This window comes from Frigoribacterium sp. ACAM 257, from assembly GCF_007954365.1.
Lineage (GTDB): Bacteria > Actinomycetota > Actinomycetes > Actinomycetales > Microbacteriaceae > Frigoribacterium.
Genome location: NZ_VOLO01000001.1, coordinates 1290531 through 1313821 on the forward strand (window position 1 = coordinate 1290531; position 23291 = coordinate 1313821).

At 73.5% G+C, this 23291-nt stretch carries 17 protein-coding genes; 9 read left to right on the top strand and 8 right to left on the bottom strand.

Features of this window, described 5'->3' with window-relative positions:
• Positions 1 to 14 precede the first annotated feature (14 nt).
• On the top strand, positions 15 to 1790 hold the full coding sequence (locus tag ES689_RS05970; RefSeq protein WP_146901406.1) for a DEAD/DEAH box helicase: 1776 nt from the start codon (positions 15 to 17) through the stop codon (positions 1788 to 1790).
• Between the two features lie 232 nt (positions 1791 to 2022).
• Here the strand turns inward: ES689_RS05970 and ES689_RS05975 are convergent, their stop codons facing one another.
• Positions 2023 to 2376, bottom strand: a complete 354-nt coding sequence (locus ES689_RS05975; RefSeq protein WP_146901409.1) for a hypothetical protein — start codon at positions 2374 to 2376, stop codon at positions 2023 to 2025.
• 189 nt (positions 2377 to 2565) lie between these two features.
• Between ES689_RS05975 and ES689_RS05980 the strand changes: the two genes are divergently transcribed.
• Complete coding sequence (locus ES689_RS05980) at positions 2566 to 3459, top strand: hypothetical protein (RefSeq protein ID WP_146901411.1); 894 nt, start codon at positions 2566 to 2568, stop codon at positions 3457 to 3459.
• A gap of 100 nt (positions 3460 to 3559) precedes the next feature.
• Positions 3560 to 3916: a hypothetical protein gene (locus ES689_RS05985; protein ID WP_146901414.1), complete on the top strand. Its 357-nt coding sequence runs from the start codon at positions 3560 to 3562 to the stop codon at positions 3914 to 3916.
• Positions 3917 to 4265: 349 nt separating this feature from the next.
• Here the strand turns inward: ES689_RS05985 and ES689_RS05995 are convergent, their stop codons facing one another.
• Entirely contained in the window at positions 4266 to 7910 is a 3645-nt protein-coding gene (locus ES689_RS05995) for a TM0106 family RecB-like putative nuclease (protein WP_370512334.1), read from the bottom strand.
• A gap of 61 nt (positions 7911 to 7971) precedes the next feature.
• Between ES689_RS05995 and ES689_RS06000 the strand changes: the two genes are divergently transcribed.
• The 3 genes from ES689_RS06000 to ES689_RS06010 are packed head-to-tail and all read left to right on the top strand — an operon-like array spanning position 7972 to position 13954.
• Positions 7972 to 9627 carry a DUF3375 family protein gene (locus ES689_RS06000; RefSeq protein ID WP_191330191.1) on the top strand — a complete coding sequence of 552 codons (1656 nt, stop codon included), beginning with the start codon at positions 7972 to 7974 and terminating at the stop codon, positions 9625 to 9627.
• A complete protein-coding gene (locus tag ES689_RS06005) occupies positions 9624 to 10418 on the top strand; it encodes a DUF4194 domain-containing protein (RefSeq protein ID WP_146901420.1) in 795 nt (264 codons plus the stop codon). The genes ES689_RS06000 and ES689_RS06005 overlap by 4 nt, the downstream gene beginning before the upstream one ends.
• Positions 10415 to 13954 (top strand): ATP-binding protein, encoded by a 3540-nt coding sequence (locus tag ES689_RS06010; RefSeq protein WP_146901423.1) that lies wholly within the window; start codon positions 10415 to 10417, stop codon positions 13952 to 13954. Before ES689_RS06005 ends, ES689_RS06010 begins: the two co-directional genes overlap by 4 nt.
• 104 nt (positions 13955 to 14058) lie before the next feature.
• Here the strand turns inward: ES689_RS06010 and ES689_RS06015 are convergent, their stop codons facing one another.
• The 5 genes from ES689_RS06015 to ES689_RS06035 are packed head-to-tail and all read right to left on the bottom strand — an operon-like array spanning position 14059 to position 19421.
• Positions 14059 to 15021 (bottom strand): citryl-CoA lyase, encoded by a 963-nt coding sequence (locus ES689_RS06015; RefSeq protein WP_223269409.1) that lies wholly within the window; start codon positions 15019 to 15021, stop codon positions 14059 to 14061.
• Positions 15018 to 16274 carry a CaiB/BaiF CoA-transferase family protein gene (locus ES689_RS06020; RefSeq protein ID WP_146901426.1) on the bottom strand — a complete coding sequence of 419 codons (1257 nt, stop codon included), beginning with the start codon at positions 16272 to 16274 and terminating at the stop codon, positions 15018 to 15020. The genes ES689_RS06015 and ES689_RS06020 overlap by 4 nt, the downstream gene beginning before the upstream one ends.
• On the bottom strand, positions 16271 to 17824 hold the full coding sequence (locus ES689_RS06025) for a tripartite tricarboxylate transporter permease (RefSeq protein WP_146901429.1): 1554 nt from the start codon (positions 17822 to 17824) through the stop codon (positions 16271 to 16273). Before ES689_RS06025 ends, ES689_RS06020 begins: the two co-directional genes overlap by 4 nt.
• On the bottom strand, positions 17824 to 18423 hold the full coding sequence (locus tag ES689_RS06030; RefSeq protein WP_223269410.1) for a tripartite tricarboxylate transporter TctB family protein: 600 nt from the start codon (positions 18421 to 18423) through the stop codon (positions 17824 to 17826). Before ES689_RS06030 ends, ES689_RS06025 begins: the two co-directional genes overlap by 1 nt.
• Positions 18420 to 19421, bottom strand: coding sequence for a tripartite tricarboxylate transporter substrate binding protein (locus tag ES689_RS06035; RefSeq protein ID WP_223269411.1), 1002 nt, complete (start codon positions 19419 to 19421; stop codon positions 18420 to 18422). Before ES689_RS06035 ends, ES689_RS06030 begins: the two co-directional genes overlap by 4 nt.
• Positions 19422 to 19561: 140 nt before the next feature.
• Here ES689_RS06035 and ES689_RS06040 point away from each other — a divergent pair, with 140 nt between their 5' ends.
• The 3 genes from ES689_RS06040 to ES689_RS06050 are packed head-to-tail and all read left to right on the top strand — an operon-like array spanning position 19562 to position 22106.
• A complete protein-coding gene (locus ES689_RS06040; RefSeq protein ID WP_146901436.1) occupies positions 19562 to 20398 on the top strand; it encodes an IclR family transcriptional regulator in 837 nt (278 codons plus the stop codon).
• Positions 20399 to 20458: 60 nt separating this feature from the next.
• Positions 20459 to 21109, top strand: a complete 651-nt coding sequence (locus ES689_RS06045; protein WP_146901437.1) for an RraA family protein — start codon at positions 20459 to 20461, stop codon at positions 21107 to 21109.
• Positions 21102 to 22106, top strand: coding sequence for an NAD(P)-dependent oxidoreductase (locus tag ES689_RS06050; protein ID WP_223269412.1), 1005 nt, complete (start codon positions 21102 to 21104; stop codon positions 22104 to 22106). The genes ES689_RS06045 and ES689_RS06050 overlap by 8 nt, the downstream gene beginning before the upstream one ends.
• 353 nt (positions 22107 to 22459) lie before the next feature.
• Here the strand turns inward: ES689_RS06050 and ES689_RS06055 are convergent, their stop codons facing one another.
• Entirely contained in the window at positions 22460 to 23212 is a 753-nt protein-coding gene (locus ES689_RS06055) for a small multidrug efflux protein (RefSeq protein ID WP_223269413.1), read from the bottom strand.
• Positions 23213 to 23291 lie beyond the last annotated feature (79 nt).

A 23291-nucleotide genomic window follows, 5' to 3' on the forward strand; every position in this document is an offset into this window, starting at 1 on the left:
TCTACCCTTGCAGGATGAGCGACACCACCGAGAACGACACGATCGACGCCGATGCACCCGAGATCGGTCCGACCTTCTCGGACCTGGGTCTCAGCGACCAGGTGCTCAAGGCGATCAAGGAGATCGGCTACGAGACCCCGTCCGCCATCCAGGCGGCCACCATCCCCACCCTGCTCGGCGGACGCGACGTCGTCGGCCTGGCCCAGACCGGCACCGGCAAGACGGCGGCGTTCGCGCTGCCGATCCTGTCCCGCCTCGACGTCTCGGCCAAGAAGCCGCAGGCCCTCGTCCTCTCGCCGACGCGCGAGCTGGCCCTGCAGGTCTGCGAGGCGTTCGAGCAGTTCGCCAGCGGCATGCGCGGCGTCCACGTGCTGCCCGTCTACGGCGGCCAGGCCTACGGCGTCCAGCTGAGCGCTCTGCGCCGCGGCGTCCACGTCGTCGTCGGCACGCCCGGCCGCATCATGGACCACCTGGCCAAGGGCACCCTCGACCTGAGCGAGCTCAAGTACCTCGTGCTCGACGAGGCCGACGAGATGCTCAAGATGGGCTTCGCAGAAGACGTCGAGACGATCCTCGCCGACACCCCCGACGACAAGCAGGTCGCGCTCTTCTCCGCGACGATGCCGCCCCAGATCCGTCGCATCTCGAAGCAGTACCTGAACGACGCCGAAGAGATCACGGTCAAGGCCAAGACCACGACCTCGGTCAACACGACCCAGCGCTACCTGATGGTGTCGTACCCGCAGAAGGTCGACGCCCTCACGCGCATCCTCGAGGTCGAGGCCTTCGAGGGCATGATCATCTTCGTCCGCACGAAGAGCGAGACCGAGACCCTCGCCGAGAAGCTGCGCGCCCGCGGCTACACCGCCGCCGCGATCAGCGGCGACGTGGCCCAGGCCCAGCGCGAGCGCACGGTCGGCCAGCTCAAGAGCGGCAAGCTCGACATCCTCGTCGCGACCGACGTCGCCGCCCGCGGCCTCGACGTCGACCGCATCACCCACGTCGTCAACTACGACCTCCCGATCGACACCGAGTCGTACGTGCACCGCATCGGCCGCACGGGTCGCGCCGGACGCAGCGGCGCGGCGATCAGCTTCGTCACCCCCCGTGAGCGCCGCCTCCTCGGCGCCATCGAGAAGGCGACGCGCCAGCCGCTGACGCAGATGCAGCTGCCCACCCTCGAAGACGTGAACGTCACGCGCCTCGCGCGCTTCGACGACCAGATCACGGAGGCGCTCGCCCAGGAGGCGCGGATCAGCGCGTTCCGCGACATCATCGGCCACTACGTCGAGCACCACGACGTGCCCGAGGCCGACGTCGCCGCTGCCCTCGCCGTCGTCGCCCAGGGCGAGACGCCCCTGCTGCTCGACCCGGCCGACGAGCGTCCCGCCCGTCGGGACGACCGTCCGGCGCGCGACGACCGCAGCTCGGGCTCGCGTGACGATCGTGGCGGGCGCGCCGACCGTGGCGACCGTGCCGAGCGCGGCCCCCGCACCTCGAAGCCGATGACCGCCTACCGCATCGAGGTCGGCCGTCGTCAGCGCGTCGAGCCCCGTCAGATCGTGGGTGCCCTCGCCAACGAGGGCGGCCTCAGCCGGGACGACTTCGGTGCGATCCAGATCCGCCCCGACTTCTCGATCGTCGAGCTCGCCTCCGACATCAGCCGCGACATGCTCGACCGTCTGGTCGACACCCGCATCAGCGGCACCCTGATCGAGATCAAGCCGGACCGTCGCAGCGGCGGCGCGCCCCGTCGCGACGCCGACCGCGACCGCAAGCCCCGCTACTAGCCGCTGGCTGCGGCTGCGGCTGCGGCTGCGGCTGCGGCTGCGGCTGCACGAAACACGCGTAAAGGGACAAGACACCTCCGGGCCCGAGGGTGTTTTGTCCCTTTACGTGTATCTCTCCCCCCTGATGCCGACGAGAGCAGAGGTCGCGACGCGGGCGGGGGCGGGGGCGGCACGAGCGCTGGAGTCGGGGCGCCGCGCGGGCACGAGCGCAGGAGGCGCAGCGCGCGGCGACCTACGCGGCGCGCTGCCGGCGCGCGCGCATCTGGCGCCGCACGAACTGGATCACGGCGAGCACCACCATCGCGGGGACGAGCACCGACAACAGGCCGCTGAGCCCGTTCTCGAGCATCCCGAGCGAGACCGTGTCGTCGGTCACCTGACGGGCGCCGACGAGCAGCGCGACGCCCAGGAGCGCCGTGACGAGCGACAGCACGGCGGCGAGGCCGAAGACCCTCAGACCGTCGCCGCGCACGATCTGGACGAGCCCGTCGAGCAGGAACGACCCGATCAGCGGCAGCGCGACCGCGAGCAACAGGACCCCCACGATCATCAGCAGCAGGCCCAGCAGGCCGGTGACGTCGAACACACGACCCCCCTCTCGTCGGAGCGACCCTAGCGACGTGGTCTGGGCGGCTCCTGCCGTCCAGCCGTGAGCGAGCCCTGGGGCACGACCCGCTCCTCCTCGTGCCTCGACCCGAAATGGGGCTGCCCGCCGCCGGGTGACGATCGGTAGGAAAGAGGGGCGCCGGCGCGGACGCCGCGCAGGGGAGAAGACATGCCGCTCGGGGGCCCGGGACCACGTGACTGGTCGCCGACGCGATCGGACGAGCCTGCCGCCGCGCGCCGTGTGCCGCAGTGGGCGTCGACGACGACCGCGACGACACGAGGAGGCGCCTGGTCGCTGCCGAGGAGGCGCTCGCCGTCCCTCGGGCTGGCCACGATCTCGTTCCTGACGGGCGTCCTCGCGCTCGGCGTGATGCTGCTGCAGCCGGCGAACGACCAGACGACCCACGGCTTCTTCCCGTCGACGGTCGGGGTGACGGCGATCGTGACGGGCGTGCAGGTGCTGAGGAGGGGCCTCGACGGGAACGTCCTTCCGCGGTTCCTGGCGCGAGCCGGCATCCTGCTCGGCGGTCTCGGGTCGGCTGCCGTCGCCTGGACCCTGGTCGCTTTCCTCGTGCTGCCACTCGGCGTCACGCTGCCCGCCCTGCCCACGAGCCTCGCGACCTGGCTTCCGGCGTCCGGCGCGTCCTTCCTCGGGCCTGCCCCGCTCGGTGCGCTGCCGGTCGAGGGCGGAGCGGCCGAGGGCGCCGCCGCGCCCGTCGAGCCCATCGGCCAGGAAGTGCTCCCCGCCCAGCCGCTCGCCCCGACGACAGCGGAGGACGAGGCGCTCGAGCTGAGCCGGGCCGCCGGCACGTTGGCGTTCGTCCTCGGCGAGATCCGTCCGGCCGGCTCCCCGTGGCCGGACCACCTCCTCCTGACGACCTCGCCCGGACCGGTCGGGGTGTCGTCGCCCGACGGCACCGCGCTCGTCACGCTGCCCGCGGGCACACAGCTCGTCTACTCGGTCACCTCGGACCGGTCCGTCTACGCCGTCGACCTGGTCGGGGGCGGGTTCGGCCGCACCGTGCACTACGACTCGGCGGCCGGGGTGGTCACGACGGGCTGAGGACCGGCCGTGACCGGGGACAATGGTCATGCGACGACGCTCGTCGCGTCTGCCCGCCTGCATGCCCGCCCCGCCCCGCCCCGATCCCGTGAGGACCGCCGTGAACACACAGCCCGAGGGCGTGCCCGCCCTGTTCGGCATCGTCCAGCTGGCCCTGACTCTCGGGGCCGTCGTGCCGCTGGCCGTGGCCGTGCTCGCCGTCGTGCTCTTCGTGCCGAGGCAGCGCAGGCGCACGACCGCGGACGACGCCCGCCGACTGCACGACCTGGCTCGTGTCGCCCTGCTCGGCTCCGGCCTAGCAGCCGCGGCGCTGCTCATCGGGCGTCTCGTGACGTCGGCGTCGGGGGGCGCCTCCTTCGTGTCGGGGGTGTCGTCGCCCCTGCTCGTGGTCGCGGTGCTGACGGTGGTCGTCTCCGGGGTGCTGTTCTTCGTGGTGGCGCCGAGGCCTCGCGACTGAGGGTGGCCACGGTGGCCAACCGCGGACGCGGCCGGCGCCGCACCGACGCGAAAGCGACAACCCGCCGCGATACATCACGTCGCTTTGTCGCCATCGCGTCGTCTCGCAGCGGCGAGGGCACGCGAAGCTGCTCGCGAACCGGCAGCGAGACGCCCGCCACGATGCCGAGCTGACGCGGGCGGGCTGGCGCGTCGTCCGCGTCTGGGAGCACGATCCCGTCGAGGTCGCGCTGGCGACCGTCGAGGCCGTTCTCATCACCGCCGCGGCCGAAGCCGCAGCGAGGCGCAAGACGACGTGAGAGCGACAAGGCGACGTGATCTTCCACGTCGCTTTGTCGCTCTCGCGTCGCCTAGCCCGGCTGGCCGCCCTCGACGAGCTCGATGAACCGCGACAACAGCCCGAGCCCCGCGATCGACGTCGGCATCGACGACGCCAGCGCCGGCGAGTGCACGAGCCATGCCGCCCACTTCGCCCGCGAGATCGCCACGTTCAGCCGGTTCGGCATCAGCAGGAAGTCGAGCCCGCGCGGGATGTCGGCCGCGGACGACGCGGCGAGCGACACGATCGCGACGACCGCCTCCCTGCCCTGGAACAGGTCGACCGTGCCCACGGTCGTGCCGGCGTGGCCCGCCTCGTCGAGCAGCTCGCGGATCACCGCGCCCTGCGCATTGTAGGGCGCGACGACGATGACGTCGTCGTCGGTCAAGGAGCGGGTGCCGTGCTCGTCGGTCCAGCGGCGGCCGACGACGTCGCGCACCAGCTCGACGACCCGCTCGGCCTCGTCGACCGACGACGTCGTGTCGCCCGCGTGCACGACGGGCGCGACGTGCAGCCCGGGCTCGACGCCCTCGAGCAGCCTCGACGGAGCGCGGGACTCGAGCTGCCCCGCGTACGAGAGCCGCGACACCGTCGCGGTCACCGCCGGGTGCATCCGGTACGTGCGCGACAGGAAGTACCCGAGCTCGGCCGGCAGCACGTCGTGCCCGTCGGCCACCCAGCCGAGCGCCGACTCGTCGACCGGCTCCGGGTGCGAGCCCTGGCTCACCTGGGGCAGCTGCTGCGGATCGCCGAGCAGCAGGAGGCGCTGGGCGGCCACCGAGGAGGCGATGGTCGGGGCGAGCGAGAACTGCCCGGCCTCGTCGACCACCAGCAGGTCGAGCGATCGGCGAGCGATCGTGTCGCCGTTGGCGAAGGTCCACGCCGTGCCGCCGACGACGCCGCCGGTCTCGCCCGCCCCGCCGAGGAAGCCGGCCACCGCGGCGCCGTCCTTGACCGGGGTCCAGGCCGCCGCCTCCAGCGCCTCGGCGTCGGTGCCCTTCTTGGGCACCTTGACGACGCGCGACGGGTCGACGCCCTTGGCCACGACGGCCTCGAGGAAATTCTCGACGACCGCGTGCGACTGCCCGACGACGCCGACGCGCCAGCCGTGCTCGGTCACGAGGCGGGCGACGACGTTCGAGCCGACGTAGGTCTTCCCCGTGCCGGGCGGCCCCTGCACGGCCAGGTACGAGTGGTCGAGGCCGAGCAGCGTCCGGGTCACGGCCGCGACGGTGTCGTCGCCGTCGACGGGCTCGACTCCCCCGCGCGGCGGCACCCGCCGCAGCAGGTCGAGAGCCGGGTCGGGTCGCATGGCCGGCAGCTCGTCGAGCAGGGCACGGCCCCACTCGGAGATGGCCTCGGGCTGGGGAGCTGCCCGAGGCGGGGCGGCAGGCGTCAGCGCGAGCGGGAACTGATGATGCGGCTCCCCGCCGCTCGCCAACGACTCCTTGACGAGAAGGACGACGCTGTCGCCGTCCGCGTCGACCTCGAGCACCGTGGCGCGCGCGGTCGCTCCACGGAGGCCGGGGCCCGCCGCTCGGACGGTGGGCGGCAGCGGGGCGTCGTAGACGACGTGCGGCGACGGGCCGCCCGCGCTGAGGCGGCTGCCCGGCCCGAGCGAGCCGACGAGGCGCAGGTCGCGCGAGAGGGTGCGGGCACGCGGCAGCTTCTCCCAGTCGCGGACGACCTCGGCCCGCTCGACGACGAAGACGTCGCGGGTGTCGCCCCACTCGTCGACCGGGCCTCGCAGGCGGTCGAAGTGCTCCTGCCAGAAGGTCTTGGCCTCACGCCGGTGGTAGTCGATCGCCGCCGCGGCGAGCGCCAGCGCCGTCTGGTCGGCGTCGCGGTCGAGCGGGTCGACCTCGGCGAGAAGGGCGGCGAGCTCGACGAAGACGGGGTCGGGCTCGGCCCTGACCCGCTCGTCGTCGACGAGCGGCAGCAGGTCGTCCGACGCGTCGACGTCGGCGTCCGTCGCGAAGCCGAGGAGCCAGTCGCGCAGGCGAAGCGTCGATCGGCAGTCGTACTCGTTGTAGTCGGCGACCTGGTCGAGCCGTGCCTGGCCGGACGGGTCACCGGCGCGCAGCGCGGTGATCGCCTCGACGTAGGCCGTGATGCTGTCGGCGGCGTTCACGACGCCCTCGTTGTCACGCAGGTCGGCCCCCATGTAGAGCGGCTCGAGCTTCTTGATCGAGTAGCTCCGCGAGCCGACCAGCAGCGCCTTCCGCACGATCGGGTAGAGGTCGACGAGGACGCCGTCGCGCAGGAGGTCGTCGACCTCCTCCTCGCCGACGCCGTGCCGGGAGGCCAGCGACAGCAGGTGCGTCCGCTCGTAGGAGGCGTAGTGGTAGATGTGCATGCCCGGGTGCGCTGCCCGTCGCTCGCGCACGAACGCGAGGAACTCGACGAGCGCACGCCGCTCTTCTCGAAGGTCGTGCGCCCAGAACGCCGTGAACCGTGCCTCCTGGTCGACGAGGCCGAAGAGGTAGTCGAGGCCCCAGGTGCTGCTGTCGCCCTCGGTGTAGAGCGGGTCGCCCTCGAAGTCGAAGAAGACGTCGCCGGGGTCGGGCGCGGGGATCGCGGCGAGCACCCCGGCGTCGACGAGCCGGACCTCTGGCCGTCCGTGCTCGCTCGCCAGCTGCAGCTGGGCCTGGCCCCGGAGGCGCGCGAGGGCGGCGCCGCCCACTCCCGGCACGCTGCCGGTGCTGACGGCCAGCTCGTCGATGCTGTGCACGCCGGCGTCGTTCAGCCGTGAGCGCTGCGAGAGCGTCAACCCGGCGACGAGAACGAGGTCGCGGTGCTGCTCGACCTGGGCCGAGCACTGTGAGCAGCGGCCACACGCGGTGACGCCGGGGGCGCCCCAGCGAAGCGGCGACGTCGAGTGCACCCGCTCGGCCACCACAGCACGCAGCTGGGCCTGCTGGGCGCGGAACACCGGCGCGATGTCGGCGAGGTCGTGCGTCGACCGCGACCCGTCGCCGAGCACGAGGTGCACCTGCGAGCCCACCGGGATGCCGAGCGCCTCGATCTGCTCGGCATAGGCCGCGAGCTGCAGCAGCGCGGGGATCTTGGCGTGCCGGGCCAGCTTCGTGTCGTAGACCTCGTACTCGCCGGCGTCGTTCCGCACCAGGAAGTCGCTGAAGCCGATGAACGCCCCGTCGAAGAACGTCGCCTGGTAGAGCACGTCGGCACCGGCCCGCATCGCTTCGGCGGCGGCATGCGCCGCCGCCGGGTACTCGTCGCGGGACGGCCGCTCGAACTCGACGACGTCGTGCGTCGCCCTCAGCTGCTCGAGGAACCGCACCTCGTGGTCGTCGCCGAGCCGCGCCGTGCGGTCGAGCATCGCGTCGGCCTCGTCGACCACCGCGTCGATCCGCCCCAGCTTCGCGTCGAGCCGTCGCAGGAAAGCCCACTCGCACGCGGCCCAGGTCGTGAGGTCGGTCGGGCTCGTCACCACGGTGTCGTCGGCGATGTAGATGGGGGCCTCCTGCTCTGACCGGCTGGTCGCGGACGCCGCCGTCAGGCGCGTCGCGTTCCGACGACGGTAGCGCGCGCCGCCGACACCAGGTCCCGGCCGGCGGCGCTCGGCCAGGTGCGGCGGGTTCCCGTATCCCTCAGCGGGCGGGCGCCCGCCCGCCGCCGGCGACGGGAGCCCGCCGAGGCCGGGCGCGCCGCCCACGCACGGTATCGTCGTCCGTCGACATCGAGCACGGTCGGCACGGCTCAGGAGGGGACGAACGGTGGACGAGACAGCAGCCCCCGAGACAGCAGCCCCAGCCCTCGAGACGGCAGCCCACGGAGGGCCCCTCACCCGCGACGACGTCCGCGACGTCTGGGAGGCAGACCCGACCTGGGCGCTCCTCCGCAGCACGAACAGCCGCTGGGTCGTCCCCCTCTTCTCCGAGCACCTCGAGCAGGCCGAGGGCCCGGTCTCGGCCGACTGGTTCCACCAGCGAGTCGCCGACGCCCTCGAGCAGAACGGCGCCGAGCAGAACGCCGCCGAACAGCAAGCCGATCACGCACGACACGACGGCGCCGGGCAGACCACAGCCGAGGAGGCGCCGCTCACCCCGGCCCCGGACGGCCCCGCACCCGAGACGCGCGCCACCCCGGCGGACTACTGCCGCAGCTGGGTCGACGCCCGGTGGCTCATCCGCACCCGCGCCTCCTCGGCGGACACGGCCCGTGCCGAGTACCGGCTCTCGCCCCACGCGCTCCGGGCGCTGCGCATCGTGCGCGAGCTGGTCGAGGCCGACAACGCCGTGAGCGAGGCACGGCTCGGCAGCATCGCGAACGCCGTCCGGCAGCTGGCCGGGCTCGCCGACCCGAGCGTCGAGTCGCAGCTCGGCCGGATCGACGCGCAGCTCGCCGACCTGCAGCGCCGTCGTGACCGGATCGAGCAGCACGGCACCGAGCCGGTCCCCCTCGACGCGCTGAGCCGTCAGCTGCACGAGGTCGTCCGGCTGACGGCCTCGCTGCCCGCCGACTTCCGTCAGCTGAGCGCGATGGTCGAGCAGCGGCACCGCGAGGTCGCCCGCCGTGCCGCGAGCCAGGAACTCGGCAAGGGCGCGCTCGTCGACCAGTACCTCCGCGAGAACGACCTGCTCGAGCAGACGCCGGAGGGGCGGGCCTACCGCGGCTTCGCGCAGATGCTGTCGTCGAGCGAGATCGACCAGATGCGTGCCGACATCGAGACGGTCCTCGCCCAGCCGGACGCCGCCTCCCAGATCGGCGAGCGCCAGCGCGCCCAGCTCGAGCAGCTCATCTCGTCGTTGCTGGCCGAGGAGCAGGCGGTGCAGGAGACCTACGGCCGCTGGACGTCGTCGCTCCGCCGTTTCCTCAGCCGCTCGGGCGCCGACCGGCACCAGCGGCTGCTCGCCCTCGCCGACCGGGCCCTCGACGCGGGTGCCGCCTGGGCCGAGCAGCGGCCGGGAGCCGCCGTGCTGCCCGCCGACGTGCTCGGCCTCGGCCCCCTCGACGCCGTCGACCTCACGCAGCTGCAGCTGTGGAGCGAGCGCGGCCGGCCCACCGTCGACGTGCAGGTCACCGAGGGCGACCTCGCCCTGCCCGAGGCCGACCGCGTCGCGCTGCGCCTCACCGCCGGCACGAGCCCCGCGGCCGTCGCGGGCACGCTCGACCGGCTCCTCGCCGAGCGTGCCGAGGTGTCGAGCACCGACGTGTGGCTCGCCACCGAGCCCGAGTTCCGCCGCCTCGGCCTCGTGCTGAGCATGCTCGACCTCGCCGTCGACCGGGGCCTCGTCACCGACGACCGCGAGTCCGTCGTGCTGACCGCCGACGAGGGAGGCACGGGCCGCGAGGTCGTGCTGCCCCGCCTCGTCTTCACGGCGCCGTCCTCCGCCCGTTCCCCGAAGCACCTCCAGGGAGACCCCGCATGACCGACGCGACCGCCACCTCGACGCCCGAGGGCGAGGTCGAGCCCGAGGTCGTGGCTCCCGACGCCGACGCTCTCGCCGCCCCCGGCACGCTCCCCCTCGCCGGCCGTCGCGCGCTCGTCACCCTGCTGACCCACCGCTTCGTCTCGCGGGCGAGGCAGAAGGAGGCGTGGGCCGGCCTCCTGGCGCACGAGGCCGACATCCGCGCCCGCCTGTCCGAGCTGTTCCTCGACCTCGAGGTCGACCACGGGCACGAGGTGGCGTTCAAGCGGCAGTCGGGCGGCGACGACGCCCCCGTGCTGCTGCGCCGCGAGAAGCCGCTGTCGCGCGACGCGTCGTTCCTGCTCGTGTTCCTGCGGCGCGAGCACGCCTACACCGACGGCGACGACGAGGCCGTCGTCGTCTCGCGCGACCAGGTCGCCGAGTTCCTCGGCCGGTTCCACGACGACACGGGGCGCGACGAGGTGCGGGCCGACCGCCGCGTCGAGGCCGCGATCGCCGCGATGGTCTCCCGCGACCTGCTCGAGCCCGAGCCCGACGACCCGCAGCTCTTCACGGTCTCGCCCGCGATCGTCCCCCTGGTCAGGCCCGAGCAGCTGGCGCACCTCGAGCAGGTCTACCTCGACGCCGCAGGAGGCGCGGGTCCCGACGTCGAGGTCGGTCCGGACCTCGACGAGGTCGAGCCGGACCAGGACGAGGAAGACGCCCAGCACCTCCCCGACCCCACGGCGGTCGCGCTCGACCTCGACCTCCCGCTCGACCTCCCCCGCGACACGGAAGCAGACCAGGCATGACCCCCGCCTCCCCCGCCGACGAGACGACCGACACGGCACCCGAGACCCCCGCGCTCGACGTCGACGTCACCCCCGACGACGCCCCCGACCTCGGGATGTTCCACTCCGGCCAGTACCGCATCGAGCTCGTGCAGCTGCTCAACTGGGGCAGCTACGCGGGCCTGCACCGCATGCCCGTCGGGCGCGGCGGCATCGCGATCCTCGGCCCGACCGGGCGGGGCAAGTCGACGGTGCTCGACGCGATGAGCGCCGTGATCATGCCGAACCCGCAGGAGTTCAACCGGGCTGCCCGAGACGACTCCCGCCAGCGCTCCGAGCGCACCGTGTACAGCTACGCCCGCGGCAAGACCGACGAGGTGCGCGACGCCGCCTCCGACCAGACGACGACGCGGTTCCTCCGTCCGCTCGGCGAGGCGTTCGCGAGCGGCTCGGCCATCACCTGGAGCACCGAGCTCGGCGAGACCCTCACCGCCGTCCGCCTCGCCTGGATCGGCCCCGAGACGTCCAGCCAGGACGAGGTCACCCAGTCGACCGTCTACCTGCTGGTGCGCGGCCGCTTCGACCTCAGCCGCCTGACCGAGGCGCGCCGCGACCCCACCAGCACCTCGCCGCTGACGAAGAGCTCGCTAAGCCGCCTCGTCGACCCGGCGCACGACCTGGTCACCTACTCGCAGCCCGAGCTGCGCGTCCGGCTCTGCGGCGTGCTCGGCATCGGCGGCAGCGACGAGTCGCAGCTCAAGGCGCTGACGCTGCTGCGCCGCGCCCAGGCGTCGAAGGGCGTCTTCTCGATCGACGAGCTGTTCACGCAGTTCGTGCTGACGCAGCCGAAGGCGCTGTCGCGCTGGGAGACGACGCTCGCCACCTACCGCGAGGCGTCGCAGCTCTACGACGTCTTCGAGACGACCCGCAAGAAGCTCGAGGTGCTCGAGCCCGTCCCCGCCCTCGCCGAGCAGTGGCAGGCCGCCGGCGACGACGCGACGGCCAAGCGACGGCTGCTGGCCGAGGGCGACGAGCCCGGTGCCGAGCCGAGCCGCCTGCGCGTCTGGCTGGCCGGCAAGGTCGGCGACTGGGTGGGCGGCGAGGTCGACCGTGTCCAGCTCGCGAAGCGCGAGGCGACCGAGACGAGGAGGCGCGCGGCCGACGACGAGGAGGTCGCGCTCCGTGCCCGCGAGCAGGCCCTCGCGCAGATCGCCGACCTCGGCGGCGACCCCTCGCACTCGCTCCGCGAGCAGGTGCGCTGGGCCGAGCACGCGCTCGCCCGCGTCGAGGCGCAGCACCGACGGTTCGCCGCGCCGCTCGAGGGCGTCGGCGAGGCCGTGCCGACCTCCGCGGACGAGCTCGAGGCACTGCGCGGACGCGCGTCGTCGCTGGCCGCCGAGGAGAAGACCGCCCGCCGCGAGCACGACGAGCTGCGCGGCGAGCTCGCGGCCCGGATCGCCGAGACGCGTCGTGCCGTGGGCGAGCGCCAGCGGCAGAAGGAGTCGTTCGAGCGCCGCCGCAGCAACGTGCCCGACGAGGCCGTCGAGCGTCGTCGCCGCATCGCCGACGGCACGGGCGTGCCCGTCTCGCGCCTGCCCTACGCGGGCGAGCTGATGGAGGTCGCCCCCGAGCACCGCGACTGGAGCACCGCGGTCGAGCGGGTCCTCGGCGAGCTGGCCACGCACCTCCTCGTCGACTCGGACGACTTCGCGGCAGTCCGCCGCTTCGTCGACGCCGAGGACATGCGCGGACGCGTCACCCTCGTGCCCGCGACTCCGGGCCTCACGCCGCGTCTGACGCCGATCGCCCGCACGGTGCCGTCGATGCTCGTGCTCGACGAGGCGAGCCCGTTCCGCGGCTGGCTGCACGACGAGCTGGTCGCCGAGCGCAGCGTGCTCTGCGTCGAGGGCGCCGACGACCTCGACGCACCGCTGCCCGACGGCGCGCGCGGGGCCGTCACCCGGGCAGGTCTCCGTACCGGAGGCGGTCATCGCGTCACGAAGGACGACCGTCGGATCCGCTCGTGGATCGGCCTCGACAACGCCGCCCGCGTCGCCGAGCTGGGCGAGGAGATCGACGAGCTGACCCGTTTCCTCGACGCCGCCCGTGCCGAGTGGGACGCCGCCGAGACCGTCGCCGGTGCCCGACGCCGCGTGGTCGAGACGATCGAGCGCGCGGTGGAGACGAGCTGGTCGGACGTCGACGCCGGCCCGGCTCGCGCCCGCCTCGACGACCTGCGCGGCCAGCTCGAGCGGGTCGCCCTCGAGCGACCCGAGGTCGCGACGCTGCAGGCCGCGGCCGCCGAGCACGACGAGGCCCGTCTCGAGGCCGTGCGCCGCGGGGCCGAGGTGCAGCAGGTGCTCGACCAGCTCGAGCAGACGCACGCCACCCTGGTCGACATCGAGGACGCGTTCAGCGACGCCCTGCACGGCGCCGACCCGCTCGACGACCACGAGCGTGCCCTGCTCAGCACGCTTCCCTTCACCGCGCCGCGCGAAGCCGCGGACGTCGAACGGTCCCGTCGTGACGCCGCGGCGCAGCTGCGGTCGCAGATCGACGCGCACGACCGCGAGCGGGGCCAGCACGAGCTGACCCTCGAGCTCGTCTTCGCGCGCTACCTCGAGCTCGACCGCAACGCCGGGATCGACGCGACGATCGACAGCCTGCCCGCCGTGCTCGCGATCCACCGCGGGCTCGTCGACGACGACCTGCCGCACGCCAAGGAGAGCTGGCTCGAGAAGGCCGGCAGCGACATGGGCGACAGCCTCCGCGCGCTGCTCGTGCAGATCGAGGAGGACGGCCACGTCATCCGGCGCGGCGTCCGCCCCATCTCGGAGGCGCTGCGCGCGATCGAGTTCCGCGAGGGGTCGACGCTCGACATCGAGCCGCGACCCGTGTCGAACAGCGACCTGGCCGACTTCCGGCGGACGCTGCGCGAGCACCTGGGCGGTGCGCGCGGAACTGCTTCGCGCGCCGGAGGCGCGGGCTCAGACGGCACGTCCATCCCGTCTCGGGAACCCGCCGAGGTCGAGCGACGGTTCCTCCGCCTCCGGCGCGATCTGGCCCACCTCGAGGAGCGCTCGAAGGTCGGCGACGCGTGGCGGCGGCGGGTGCTCGACGCGCGAGAGCACTTCCAGTTCCGGGCGATCGAGACGCGGGCCGACGGCACGCAGATCGTGCACGAGGGCGTCGCCGGCAAGTCGGGCGGCGAGGGCCAGGAGCTGATCGCGTTCGTGCTCGGTGCCGCCCTGCGGTTCCGGCTCGGCGACGGCACCGACCGGGTGCCGACCTACGCGCCGATCGTGCTCGACGAGGGCTTCGTCAAGGCCGACACGGAGTACACCGGCCGCGCCCTGTCGGCCCTGCGCTCACTCGGGTTCCAGCTCGTCGTGGGGGCCCCGCGCGACAAGGTCGCCGCCTTCGAGCAGCACGTCGAGAGCGTGGCCTACATCTCGAGCGACCCGACCCGCCCCGAGCTCTCGCGCATCTGGCCGCTCACGATCCGCGAGGCGATGGAGGTCGAGCGCCACGGCCTCGACCCGGCTCTGCTCGGCTAGCGGGCCAGCCCGGCTCCGCCTGCTCCCACCGCCGAGTGGTCGGGAACGGTCCTTCTCCCTCACGGGAAGGACCGTTTCCGACCACTCGACACTGCCCGTGCCCGTCAGACGTCGCGGGTGGGCGGGCCCGTGTAGTCCGCGAGGAAGCCCTTCGGCAGCGGGCCCTTGATGCGCTGGCCGGACTGCGACTCCTCCCAGGCGTGCGCGAGGATGCCGACCGACCGCGACAGCACGAAGAGGCCACGCGCGAGCTCGGGCTCGATGCCGAGCTCGCCGTAGACGACGGCCGAGACGCCGTCGATGTTCATCGGGACGTCCTTGGCCGCCAGTTCGTCCTCGATCGCGAGCGCGGCCGCGAGGTGCTCGCCCGCCACGACGCCGTCGTCACGTGCCCGCTCGATGAGCGTCAGCAGCGGGTCGCGGCGCGGGTCGCGCGGGTGCCACCGGTGGCCGAAGCCCGGCACGAAGGCGCCTCTCGCCTTGTACGAGGCCACGAGGGAGGCGGCGAGCTCGTCGAGAGGACGCCCCGCACCCAGCCCGCCAGCCGCCCCGATCCCGCCAGAGTCCGAGTCCGAGCCAGCACCCGCGTGCGCGGCGACCATCTCGTTCAGCAGCGCGACGCACTGCTGACCCGCGCCTCCGTGGGTGTCGCCCAGCACGTTGACCCCGTTCGCGATGGCCGAGTTGAGGCCGACGCCCGAGGTCGCCGCCATGCGCGCGCTCGCGATCGACGGCGCCTGCGGACCGTGGTCGACGCTCGCGACGAGGGCGGCCTCGAGCAGGGCGGCCTGCTCCGGCGAGGGCAGCTCGCCGCGGGTCATCAGCCACACCGTGCTGATGAAGTCGACGTTCCCGATCAGCTGCTGCACGGGGTAGCCGCGCAGCTCGATGACCCCGGGCTCGATCTTGGTGATCGCAGTCGACCACCACGCCGTCGTCGACGCGAGCCGCGCCTCGAGCCGAGCGTTCTCGGCCTGGGCGGCGGCCAGCTGCTCCTCGAGCGGACCAGCAGCGGCACCGGCACCAGCACCAGCACCAGCACGAGCACCAGCCGAGCCCCCGCTCACACCGCACCTCCCTCGTGCAGCGCGCAGATCTCCGCCGCGTCGTACCCGAGCTCGGCCAGCACCTCGTCCGTGTGCTCGCCGAGCAGCGGCGGCGGCACGGTCGGCGCTCCCGGCACCCCGTCGAAGCGGATCCCGTGCCCCATGACGCGCAGCGGCGCGTCGCCGGCGACTCCCCCGGGGAAGGGCAGCGAGTGCACCAGCTCCCGGTCGCGCACCTGCGGGCTGTCGAGCATCTCGGCGACCGTGAGCACGGCGGCCGCAGGCACTCCGGCGTCGCTGAGCAGCGTCTCCCACACGGAGGCGGGCCGCGAGGCCAAGGCCTCCTCGAGCGCAGCGGTCAACGCAGCCCGGTGCACCTTGCGCGCCTCCCGCTCGGCGAAGCGAGGGTCGGCGACGAGGTCGGGGCGGCCGACGACGCCGCAGAGCAGCTCGAACTGCTCCTGCTTGTTGGCCGCGATGTTGAGGGCGCCGTCGCCCGTCGCGAAGGTGCCCGACGGGGCCGCCGTCCCGTTGTCGTTGCCGAGCGGCTGCGGCTCGGTGCCCGCGACGAGGTGGTTCGAGACGACCCAGCCCATCGCGGTCGCGGCGGTCTCGAGCATCGAGACGTCGATCACCGAGCCGACGCCGGTCCGCTCTCGGCCGAGCAGCGCCGACGAGATGGCGAAGGCGGCAGCCAGACCACCGAGCGTGTCCGCGATCGGGTAGCCGGCGCGCAACGGAGCAGTAGAGGGAGTGCCGGTGACGCTCATCATCCCCGAGCTGCCCTGGATGATCTGGTCGTAAGCCGGCTTCGACCGCAGCGGTCCGGTCTGCCCGAAGCCCGAGATCGCCGCGTAGACGAGCCGCGGGTTGATCGCGCGGAGCGCGTCCCAGCCGAAGCCGAGCCGCTCGAGCACCCCGGGCCGGAAGTTCTCGAGCAGCACGTCCGACTCCGCGACCGCCCTGCGGAGCACCTCCGCGCCTCCCTCGGTCTTCAGGTCGACCGTCAGCGAGCGCTTCTGGGCGTTCTGCGCCAAGAATGAGATGCCGAGGAGGCGCCCGTTCAGCTCGGCAGACGCGCCGAGCTGGCGGGCCAGGTCGCCGCCCCTCGGCGTCTCCACCTTGATCACGTCCGCTCCGAGCAGGGCCAGTTGGTAGGCCGCATAGGGCCCGGCCAGCACGTTCGTCATGTCGAGGACGCGGATCCCCTCGAGCGGGCGAGGCCCGGGCGCAGACCCGGGCACGGTCGACCCTGCGGGTGGGGCGTCGGTCACGCGTTCTCCTTCTCTCGGGCGTCGAGCGCGTCGCCGGAGGCGGCGCCGCGAGCAGCCCGACGACGCGCGCGGATCTTCGTGACGGCGGCCCCCGCGACGGCGACGACCAGCACGGCGTAGAGGGTGACCGTGATCCCGCTCGACACGAGGATCGACGGGTCGCCCTCGCTCACGAGCAGCGCCCGGCGGAACTCCGTCTCGGCGAGCGGCCCGAGGATGATCGCGATCAGCATCGGCGCGACCGGCAGCCCGTAGCGGCGCATCAGGAACCCGATCAGCCCGATCACGGTCACGAGCGCCAGGTCGAGGATCTTGCTGCTCGTCGCGTAGACGCCGAGCATCGCGAAGACGGTGATGCCCGCGTAGAGGTAGTGGCGCGGCACCTTGAGCAGCTTCGCCCAGAGCGGCGCGAACGGCAGGTTGAGGATCAGCAGCACGACCATGCCGACGAAGAAGCTCGCGAGTAGCGCCCACACGAGGTCCGGCGCCCGCTCGAAGAGCAGGGGGCCCGGCTGCAGCCCGTACTGGCGGAAGGCGGCCAGCAGGATCGCCGCGGTGGCCGATGTGGGGAGACCGAGCGCCAGCAGCGCGCCCATCGCGGTGCCGGCGGTCGCGTTGCCGGCCGCCTCCGGCCCGGCCACTCCCTGGATCGCGCCGCGACCGAACATCGGCGACTTCCGGCGAGCGTCGAGCCGCTTCTCGGTGCCGTACGCCAGGAAAGTCGGCACCTCGGCCCCGCCGACCGGGATGATGCCGAACGGGATGCCGATCGCGGTGCCGCGCAGCCACGCGGGTGCGGCCGACCGCAACTCGCGACGGGACAGCCAGAGGCGGCCGGTCGAGCGGAGCAGCTGGGTCTCGTCGCGCGAACCCCGACGGGCGGCGACGCTGAAGACCTCGCCGAGCGCGAGCAGGCCGACCGTGATCACGACGATGTCGATGCCGTCGAACAGCTCGGGCACGCCGGCGGTGAAGCGCGAGGCGCCCGAGATGCCGTCGATGCCGACGACCGAGATCGCCAGGCCGATCGCGAGGGCGCCGAGGCCCCGGACGACCGACTCGGTCACGACCGCCGAGATCGCCACGAAGGCGAACACCGCCAGTGCGAGGTACTCGGCCGGCCCGAACAGCGTGGCGAGCTCGGCGAGCCGCGGCGCGAAGAACACCACGAGGATCGACGCGACGATGCCGCCGATGAAGGCACCGATCGCCGACGTGGCGAGCGCCTGGGCGGCCCGTCCGCTGGTGGCCATCTTGTGGCCCTCGATCGTGCCGGCGATGGCCGTGCTGTTGCCCGGCGTGTTCATCAGGATGCCCGAGATCGAGTCGCCGAACAGGCCGCCGAAGAGCACCCCGGCGAACATGATGAAGGCGCCGATCGGGTCGAGCGAGAAGGTGACCGGCAGGAGGAGCGCGACGGCCATCGCGGAGCCGAGGCCGGGCAGCACGCCCACTGCGGTCCCGAGCAGGGCGCCGATGAGCACCCAGAGCATGTTGATCGGCGTGAGGACGGTGGCGAAGCCGTCGCCGAGGTTCGCGAGCGACTCCATCAGAGGATCCCTCCCAGGACGCCCGGAGGCAGGTTGAGGCCGAGACCGGCCGAGAAGGCGAGCTGCACGATCGACGAGATCGCGAGCGACAGGAAGATGTCGAAGATCGGACGCTGGCTGCCCAGCGCCCGGGCGACGCCCCAGAACAGCAGGGCGCCCGCGAGCAGCCAGCCGAGCGGTGTGAGCGCCGCGATGAACACGACGACGGTGAGCAGCGCGCCGAGCAGCGCACGGTGGTTGCTCGTCGGGCGGAGTGCCTGCGGCTCTCCCTCCTCGTCGAGCACGAGGTCGTCGTCGGGCTGGCCGGGCGCAGCGGGCTGCGCGACCTCGACGCTCTCCGACTCCGGCTTCCGGAGCACGTCGATCGCGAGCAGCACGGCGAGCACGATCACGAGGGCGGCGATCAGCGAGGGGAAGACCTGCGGGCCGGGCGAGGCCGTGTTGGCGGGCACCTCCATCGTCACCGTGCCGACCACGAGGCCGAGCCCGATGACGAGCATGAGCGCCGGGACGATCAGTCCGGTGCGGCGGCGCCAGAAGCCGTCGGCGACGACCACGGCACGACGGGTGACCGAGACGGTCCGGATGACGCCGCTCACAGGCCCAGCTCCTCGATGATCGCGTCGACGCGCGCCTGGTCCTCGGCGATGAACTCGACGAAGTCGTCGCCGGTCACCACCGCGGGCTCCCACGAGTTGCGGCGCAGGGTGTCCTGCCACTCGTCGGACGCGACCATCTCGTCGATGATCGCGACCAGCTCGTCCCGCTCGGCGGTCGTGATGCCGGCCGGGGCGACGATGCCGCGCCAGTTGGGCAGGTTGATGTCGATGCCCTGCTCGATGAAGGTCGGGGCGTCGATGCCGTCCACGGGCTCCTCGGCCGAGAGGGCGAGGGCGCGCAGGTTGCCGGCCTCGATCTGGTCGCTGAACTCGTTGTAGCCGCTGACGCCGATCTCGACGGTGCCCGACAGCAGCGCGGTGAGCACCTCGCCGCCGCCCGGGTACGAGACGTAGTTGATGTCGCCGGGGTCGACGCCGACCTCACGGGCGAACAGCCCCGCGAGGAGGTGGTCGGTGCCGCCCAGCCCGCCGCCGCCGATCGCGTGGCTGGAGGGCGCCTCCTGCCAGGCCTCGACGAAGTCGTCGATGGTCTCGTAGGGCGAGTCCTCGGGCACGATGAAGACCTCGTAGTCCTCGGCGAGCTTGGCGATCGGCGTCGTGTCCTCGAGGTTCACGCTCGAGCCCTGCACCGTGATGGCGCCCTCCATGACCGTGCCGGTCATCATGAGGTTGGTCGGGTCGGGGTCGAAGTCGGCGAACTGGGTCAGGCCGATCGTGCCGCCCGCGCCGGGCACGTTGACCACCTGGACGTTGTTCACGATGGAGGCGGCCCGCAGCGCCTGCTGCGCCTCACGGGCCGCGAGGTCCCAGCCTCCGCCGGGCGCGGCCGGGGCCATCACCGTCAGCTTGGCTCTCGGATCGGCTCCCGCGGTGCCGTCCCCGGCGTCCACGGCGGCGAAGCCGACGAGCGCGGCGGTGACGGCGACGCCGACTCCCCCGAGCAGGCGGCGCCGCGTCTTGTCGTTCGGTCTGGCCACGTTCACTCCCTTGTGACGTCGGACGGGCATCCACTAGGTGGATGTCTGTGTCCGCCTGATGGTAGCTTCGCGTCGAGACATCGTGCAAGGCGGACCGGACAGGACGGTCCGGAGGCGCGGGTCGGGACGAGAGGTCGGCGATGGTCACGGAAGCGAGCGGAGTCCGCGCCGTGAGCCGCGCCCTCGACGTGCTGCAGGCGTTCACGCCCGAGCGCGCCTCCTTGTCGATGGGCGAGCTCGTCAAGGCCGCCGGGCTCCCCCGCACCACCGTCCTGCGCCTCGTCGAGACCCTCGTCGCCGAGCGGATGCTGCAGCACGTCGCGGACGGCCGGGTCGCCGTCGGCACCCGGCTGATCCGCTGGGGCGCCTTCGCCGCCGCCGCGTGGACCGTGCCCGAGGCGACCGCGGCACGCATGGCCGAGCTGGCCGCCGAGACGGGCGAGACCGTCAGCCTCTACGTGCGGAGCGGGACGACCCGCGTCGTCGTCGCCCAGTCGCCGAGCCCGCACTCGCTGCGGCACGTCGTCCAGGTCGGCGACGAGCTGCCGCTCTGGAAGGGCGCCGCCGGGATGGTGCTGCTGAGCTCGGTCGCACCGGAGGCGCTCGGCACCGAGGTCGCGGCGCTGGCCGCTGCGGTCGCCGGGTCGAGCGCTGTGTCAGGCGCCGGTGCACCGTCCGGATCCGGGGCCGGCCCGCATGTCGGGTCCGCCGGCGAGGTCGTCGACGAGGAGGCGCTGGTCGCCCGCGTCGACCAGGCCCGGGCCGCCGGGTGGTCGCTGTCGCACGGCGTCCGCGAGCCGGGCAACAGCGGCATGGCGGTGCCGGTCCCGAGCCGCGACCGAGCGCAGCCCGTGGCGCTGGCGCTCGGCGGCCCGACCAGCCGGTTCACCGACGAGGCGACCGCGGGGTTCCTCGGGGCGCTGCAGGCCGCCTCCTCGGACATCGCCCGCACCGGGCTGCCGCCCGCACTCGACTGACCCAGGCCCCGGCCCGGGCGACGTCGCCGCGGGTCACCACCCCGATCGACAGGAGCGACGATGCCCCAGCCCGACCCGCAGCAGCCCGAGCCCGCCGGATCCCCCGCAGCGGGGCCCGTCGACGCCGGGCCCGCCGCCTGGCCCGCCGCGGGTGAGCTGCCCGTCGCGACGATCTCCGACGCGATGGAGCGCTTCGGCGTCGCCGACGGCATCCGTCCGCTCTGGCGCGGGGCGGCCCTGTCGGGGCGCGCCTTCACCGTCTGGACCCGCCCCGGCGACAACGCCGGCCTGCACGCCGCGTTCGAGCAGATCAGGAGGGGCGAGATCCTCGTCGTCTCCGGCGGCGGCGACGAGACGCGGGCGCTGATCGGCGAGCTCGTCGCCGAGAAGGCGCTCGCGCTGGGGGTCGGCGGCATCGTGCTCGACGCAGCCGCCCGCGACGTGGTCGAGCTGGAGCGGGTGGGAGTCCCCGTGTTCGCCCGGGCCGTGACGCCGGCGGGACCGTGGAAGACCGGCCCGTACCGGCTCGGCGAGACCGTGGCGGTCGGCGGGGTCGCCGTGGCTCCGGGCGACTGGGTCGTGGGCGACGACGACGGCGTGGCGATCGTGCCCGCGGATCGCGTCGACGACGTGGTCGCGGCGACCCACGAGCTGCTGCGCGGCGAGGGCGAGCGACGCGAGGCGAACCGGCGGCTGGTGCCCCGTGGCTGAGGGTGCGAACGCGGCGGCCGCGGCGGGCGAGGCCGCGGCGGGCGAGATCGCGCCCGCGGGTGGTGCTGCCCGGCCCGTCGTCTGGGTGCCGCGTCCGATCGACGACGCGGTCGTCGAGTCCCTGGCGGAGTGGGCCGACGTGCGCCTCGGCTGGGGCGCGACCGCCGCCTCCTGGGCCGACGTCGCTGCGGAGGTGCAGGGCGTCCTGCTCCGCACCGCCCGCGTCGACGGCGCGATGATGCGCGAGGCCCCCCGGCTGCGGATCGTCGCACGGCACGGGGTCGGCCTCGACACCGTCGACGTGGCCGCCGCCGCCGAGCTCGGCATCGATGTCACGACGACGCCCGCGGCCAACAGCCGGTCGGTCGCGGAGCTCGCCGTCGCCCTGCTGATGGTCACGCGCCGAGGGCTCGGCCCTGTACTCACGGGTGCTGGTGCCGGCGCCACCCCTGCGGATCGTGCGTCCCTGACCGGCCGCGAGCTCTCCGGAGCGACCCTCGGCCTGCTCGGCTACGGCCGCATCGCGCAGCTCGTCGCCGGCATCGCCCGCGACGGGCTCGGCATGAGCGTCGTCGCGCACGACCCACACCTCAGCGACGACGCGATCCGCGAGGCCGGAGCCGAGCCCGCCGGTCTCGGCGACCTGCTCCGCGCCTCCGACGCCCTCAGCGTCCACGTGCCGCTGACCGACGCGACCCGGGGCCTGATCTCGGTGCGCGAACTGGCTCTCCTGCCTGCCGGAGCAGTCGTGGTGAACACCTCACGCGGAGGCGTCGTCGACGAGGAGGCGCTGGTCGCCGCCCTGGAGTCCGGTCACCTCGCGGGAGCCGGCCTCGACGTCACCTCGGTCGAGCCGCTGCCCTGCGACCACCCCCTGCGGCACCGCCCCGACGTCGTGCTCACGCCGCACGTCGGCGGCCAGACCCGCGAGGCCATGTCCCGCGTGGGCCACGAGGCCGCCGCCCACCTGAAGCGCACCCTCCTCTCCGCGAGCTGAACCGGCAGAAAATGCTCCCTGCCGCCTCCTCCAGAGCACTTCCTGCCGGTTCACCGGCCGAGTGGTCGGCAAGTGTCCCCTGTGCCCCCACGAAGAACAGTTCCTGACCACTCGACGCCGGCGCTACTCCCCACGCTCGACGAGAGTCCCCGGATCGACCTCCCCCGCACCTCCCGAGGTCGATCTGGGGCCTCTCATCCACCACGCCCCTGCGAGTGGTCCGAATTCGGACCTCCGGCAGCACCATAAGGACTCTTCCTCCCGGCAAGCCGACCGAGTGGTCAGGAACTGTCGTCTGCCACCCCACGAGGAACAGTTCCTGACCACTCGAGCGACGATCGCGAGCCGGTCGGCTAGCCGACGACGGCGAGGACGCCCGTGGCCACGAGGGTGACGGCCGTCGTCCAGACGACGATGGCTACGGCCTGCCAGAGGATCACCCATCCCTTCGGCACTCCCGACGCGACGAACGTCGCGGCCGTGATCATGGTCGGCAGCGCCAGCGGGGCGAGGAGGCTCGCTCCGGGCACCCCGAACTTGACGAGCCAGCGCCGCAGCCGCGCCCTGCCCTTGCTCTCGGGCACCGCCTCCGTGCGCTCGACCGATCCCGCCGCGACGGGAGCCGGCGTCGATGCGGCAGCGCCCGCACGTCCCGACGCAGCCGCAGACGCAGCCGCCCCCGCCGGAGCCGGCGCAGCCGAGGACTCGGCCTGCCCGTCGGACCACGAGCCGGCGGGCACGGCGACCGCCGCCGCACCCGAGGCCCCGGCCGCCTGCGTACGGCGCCCGGCACGCCTCAGGACCACCGCCTCCCTGATCCGCGACCCCAGCAGCACCACGACGACGACGCACAGCAGGTTGCCCGCCATCCCGGCGAGCGCCGCGACGACCGGGTGAACGCCTCCGATGACGCCCAGGGCTGCGGAGGCCTCGCCCTCGATGAACGGGACGGCTCCGGCGAGGGCGATGACGAGCGGCTGCACCACGTCGGGAACCTGGCTCATGAGCTCCCGGACCCAGCCGAACGTGTCGGCGGTGGACGTGACGGTGGCCGTGAGGGCCGGGATGCCGGCAGCCGAGGAGGCGAGGAGGACGGGGCGGGACATGGAGGTCTCCAGAGAGGGTCTCGTGCAGGACGGGAAGGGGGGAAGGGCGACGAACGGGCGGGCGAAGTGAGGGGGCGGA

What these genes read in the sequence shown, in the direction of transcription:
- ES689_RS05970 (WP_146901406.1), top strand. Translation starts at nt 15, where the DNA reads ATGAGCGACACCACCGAGAACGACACGATCGACGCCGATGCACCCGAG.
- ES689_RS05980 (WP_146901411.1), top strand. Translation starts at nt 2,566, where the DNA reads ATGCCGCTCGGGGGCCCGGGACCACGTGACTGGTCGCCGACGCGATCG.
- ES689_RS06005 (WP_146901420.1), top strand. Translation starts at nt 9,624, where the DNA reads ATGACCGACGCGACCGCCACCTCGACGCCCGAGGGCGAGGTCGAGCCC.
- ES689_RS06010 (WP_146901423.1), top strand. Translation starts at nt 10,415, where the DNA reads ATGACCCCCGCCTCCCCCGCCGACGAGACGACCGACACGGCACCCGAG.
- ES689_RS06025 (WP_146901429.1), bottom strand. Translation starts at nt 17,824, where the DNA reads ATGGAGTCGCTCGCGAACCTCGGCGACGGCTTCGCCACCGTCCTCACG.
- ES689_RS06040 (WP_146901436.1), top strand. Translation starts at nt 19,562, where the DNA reads ATGGTCACGGAAGCGAGCGGAGTCCGCGCCGTGAGCCGCGCCCTCGAC.
- ES689_RS06045 (WP_146901437.1), top strand. Translation starts at nt 20,459, where the DNA reads ATGCCCCAGCCCGACCCGCAGCAGCCCGAGCCCGCCGGATCCCCCGCA.
- ES689_RS06055 (WP_223269413.1), bottom strand. Translation starts at nt 23,212, where the DNA reads ATGTCCCGCCCCGTCCTCCTCGCCTCCTCGGCTGCCGGCATCCCGGCC.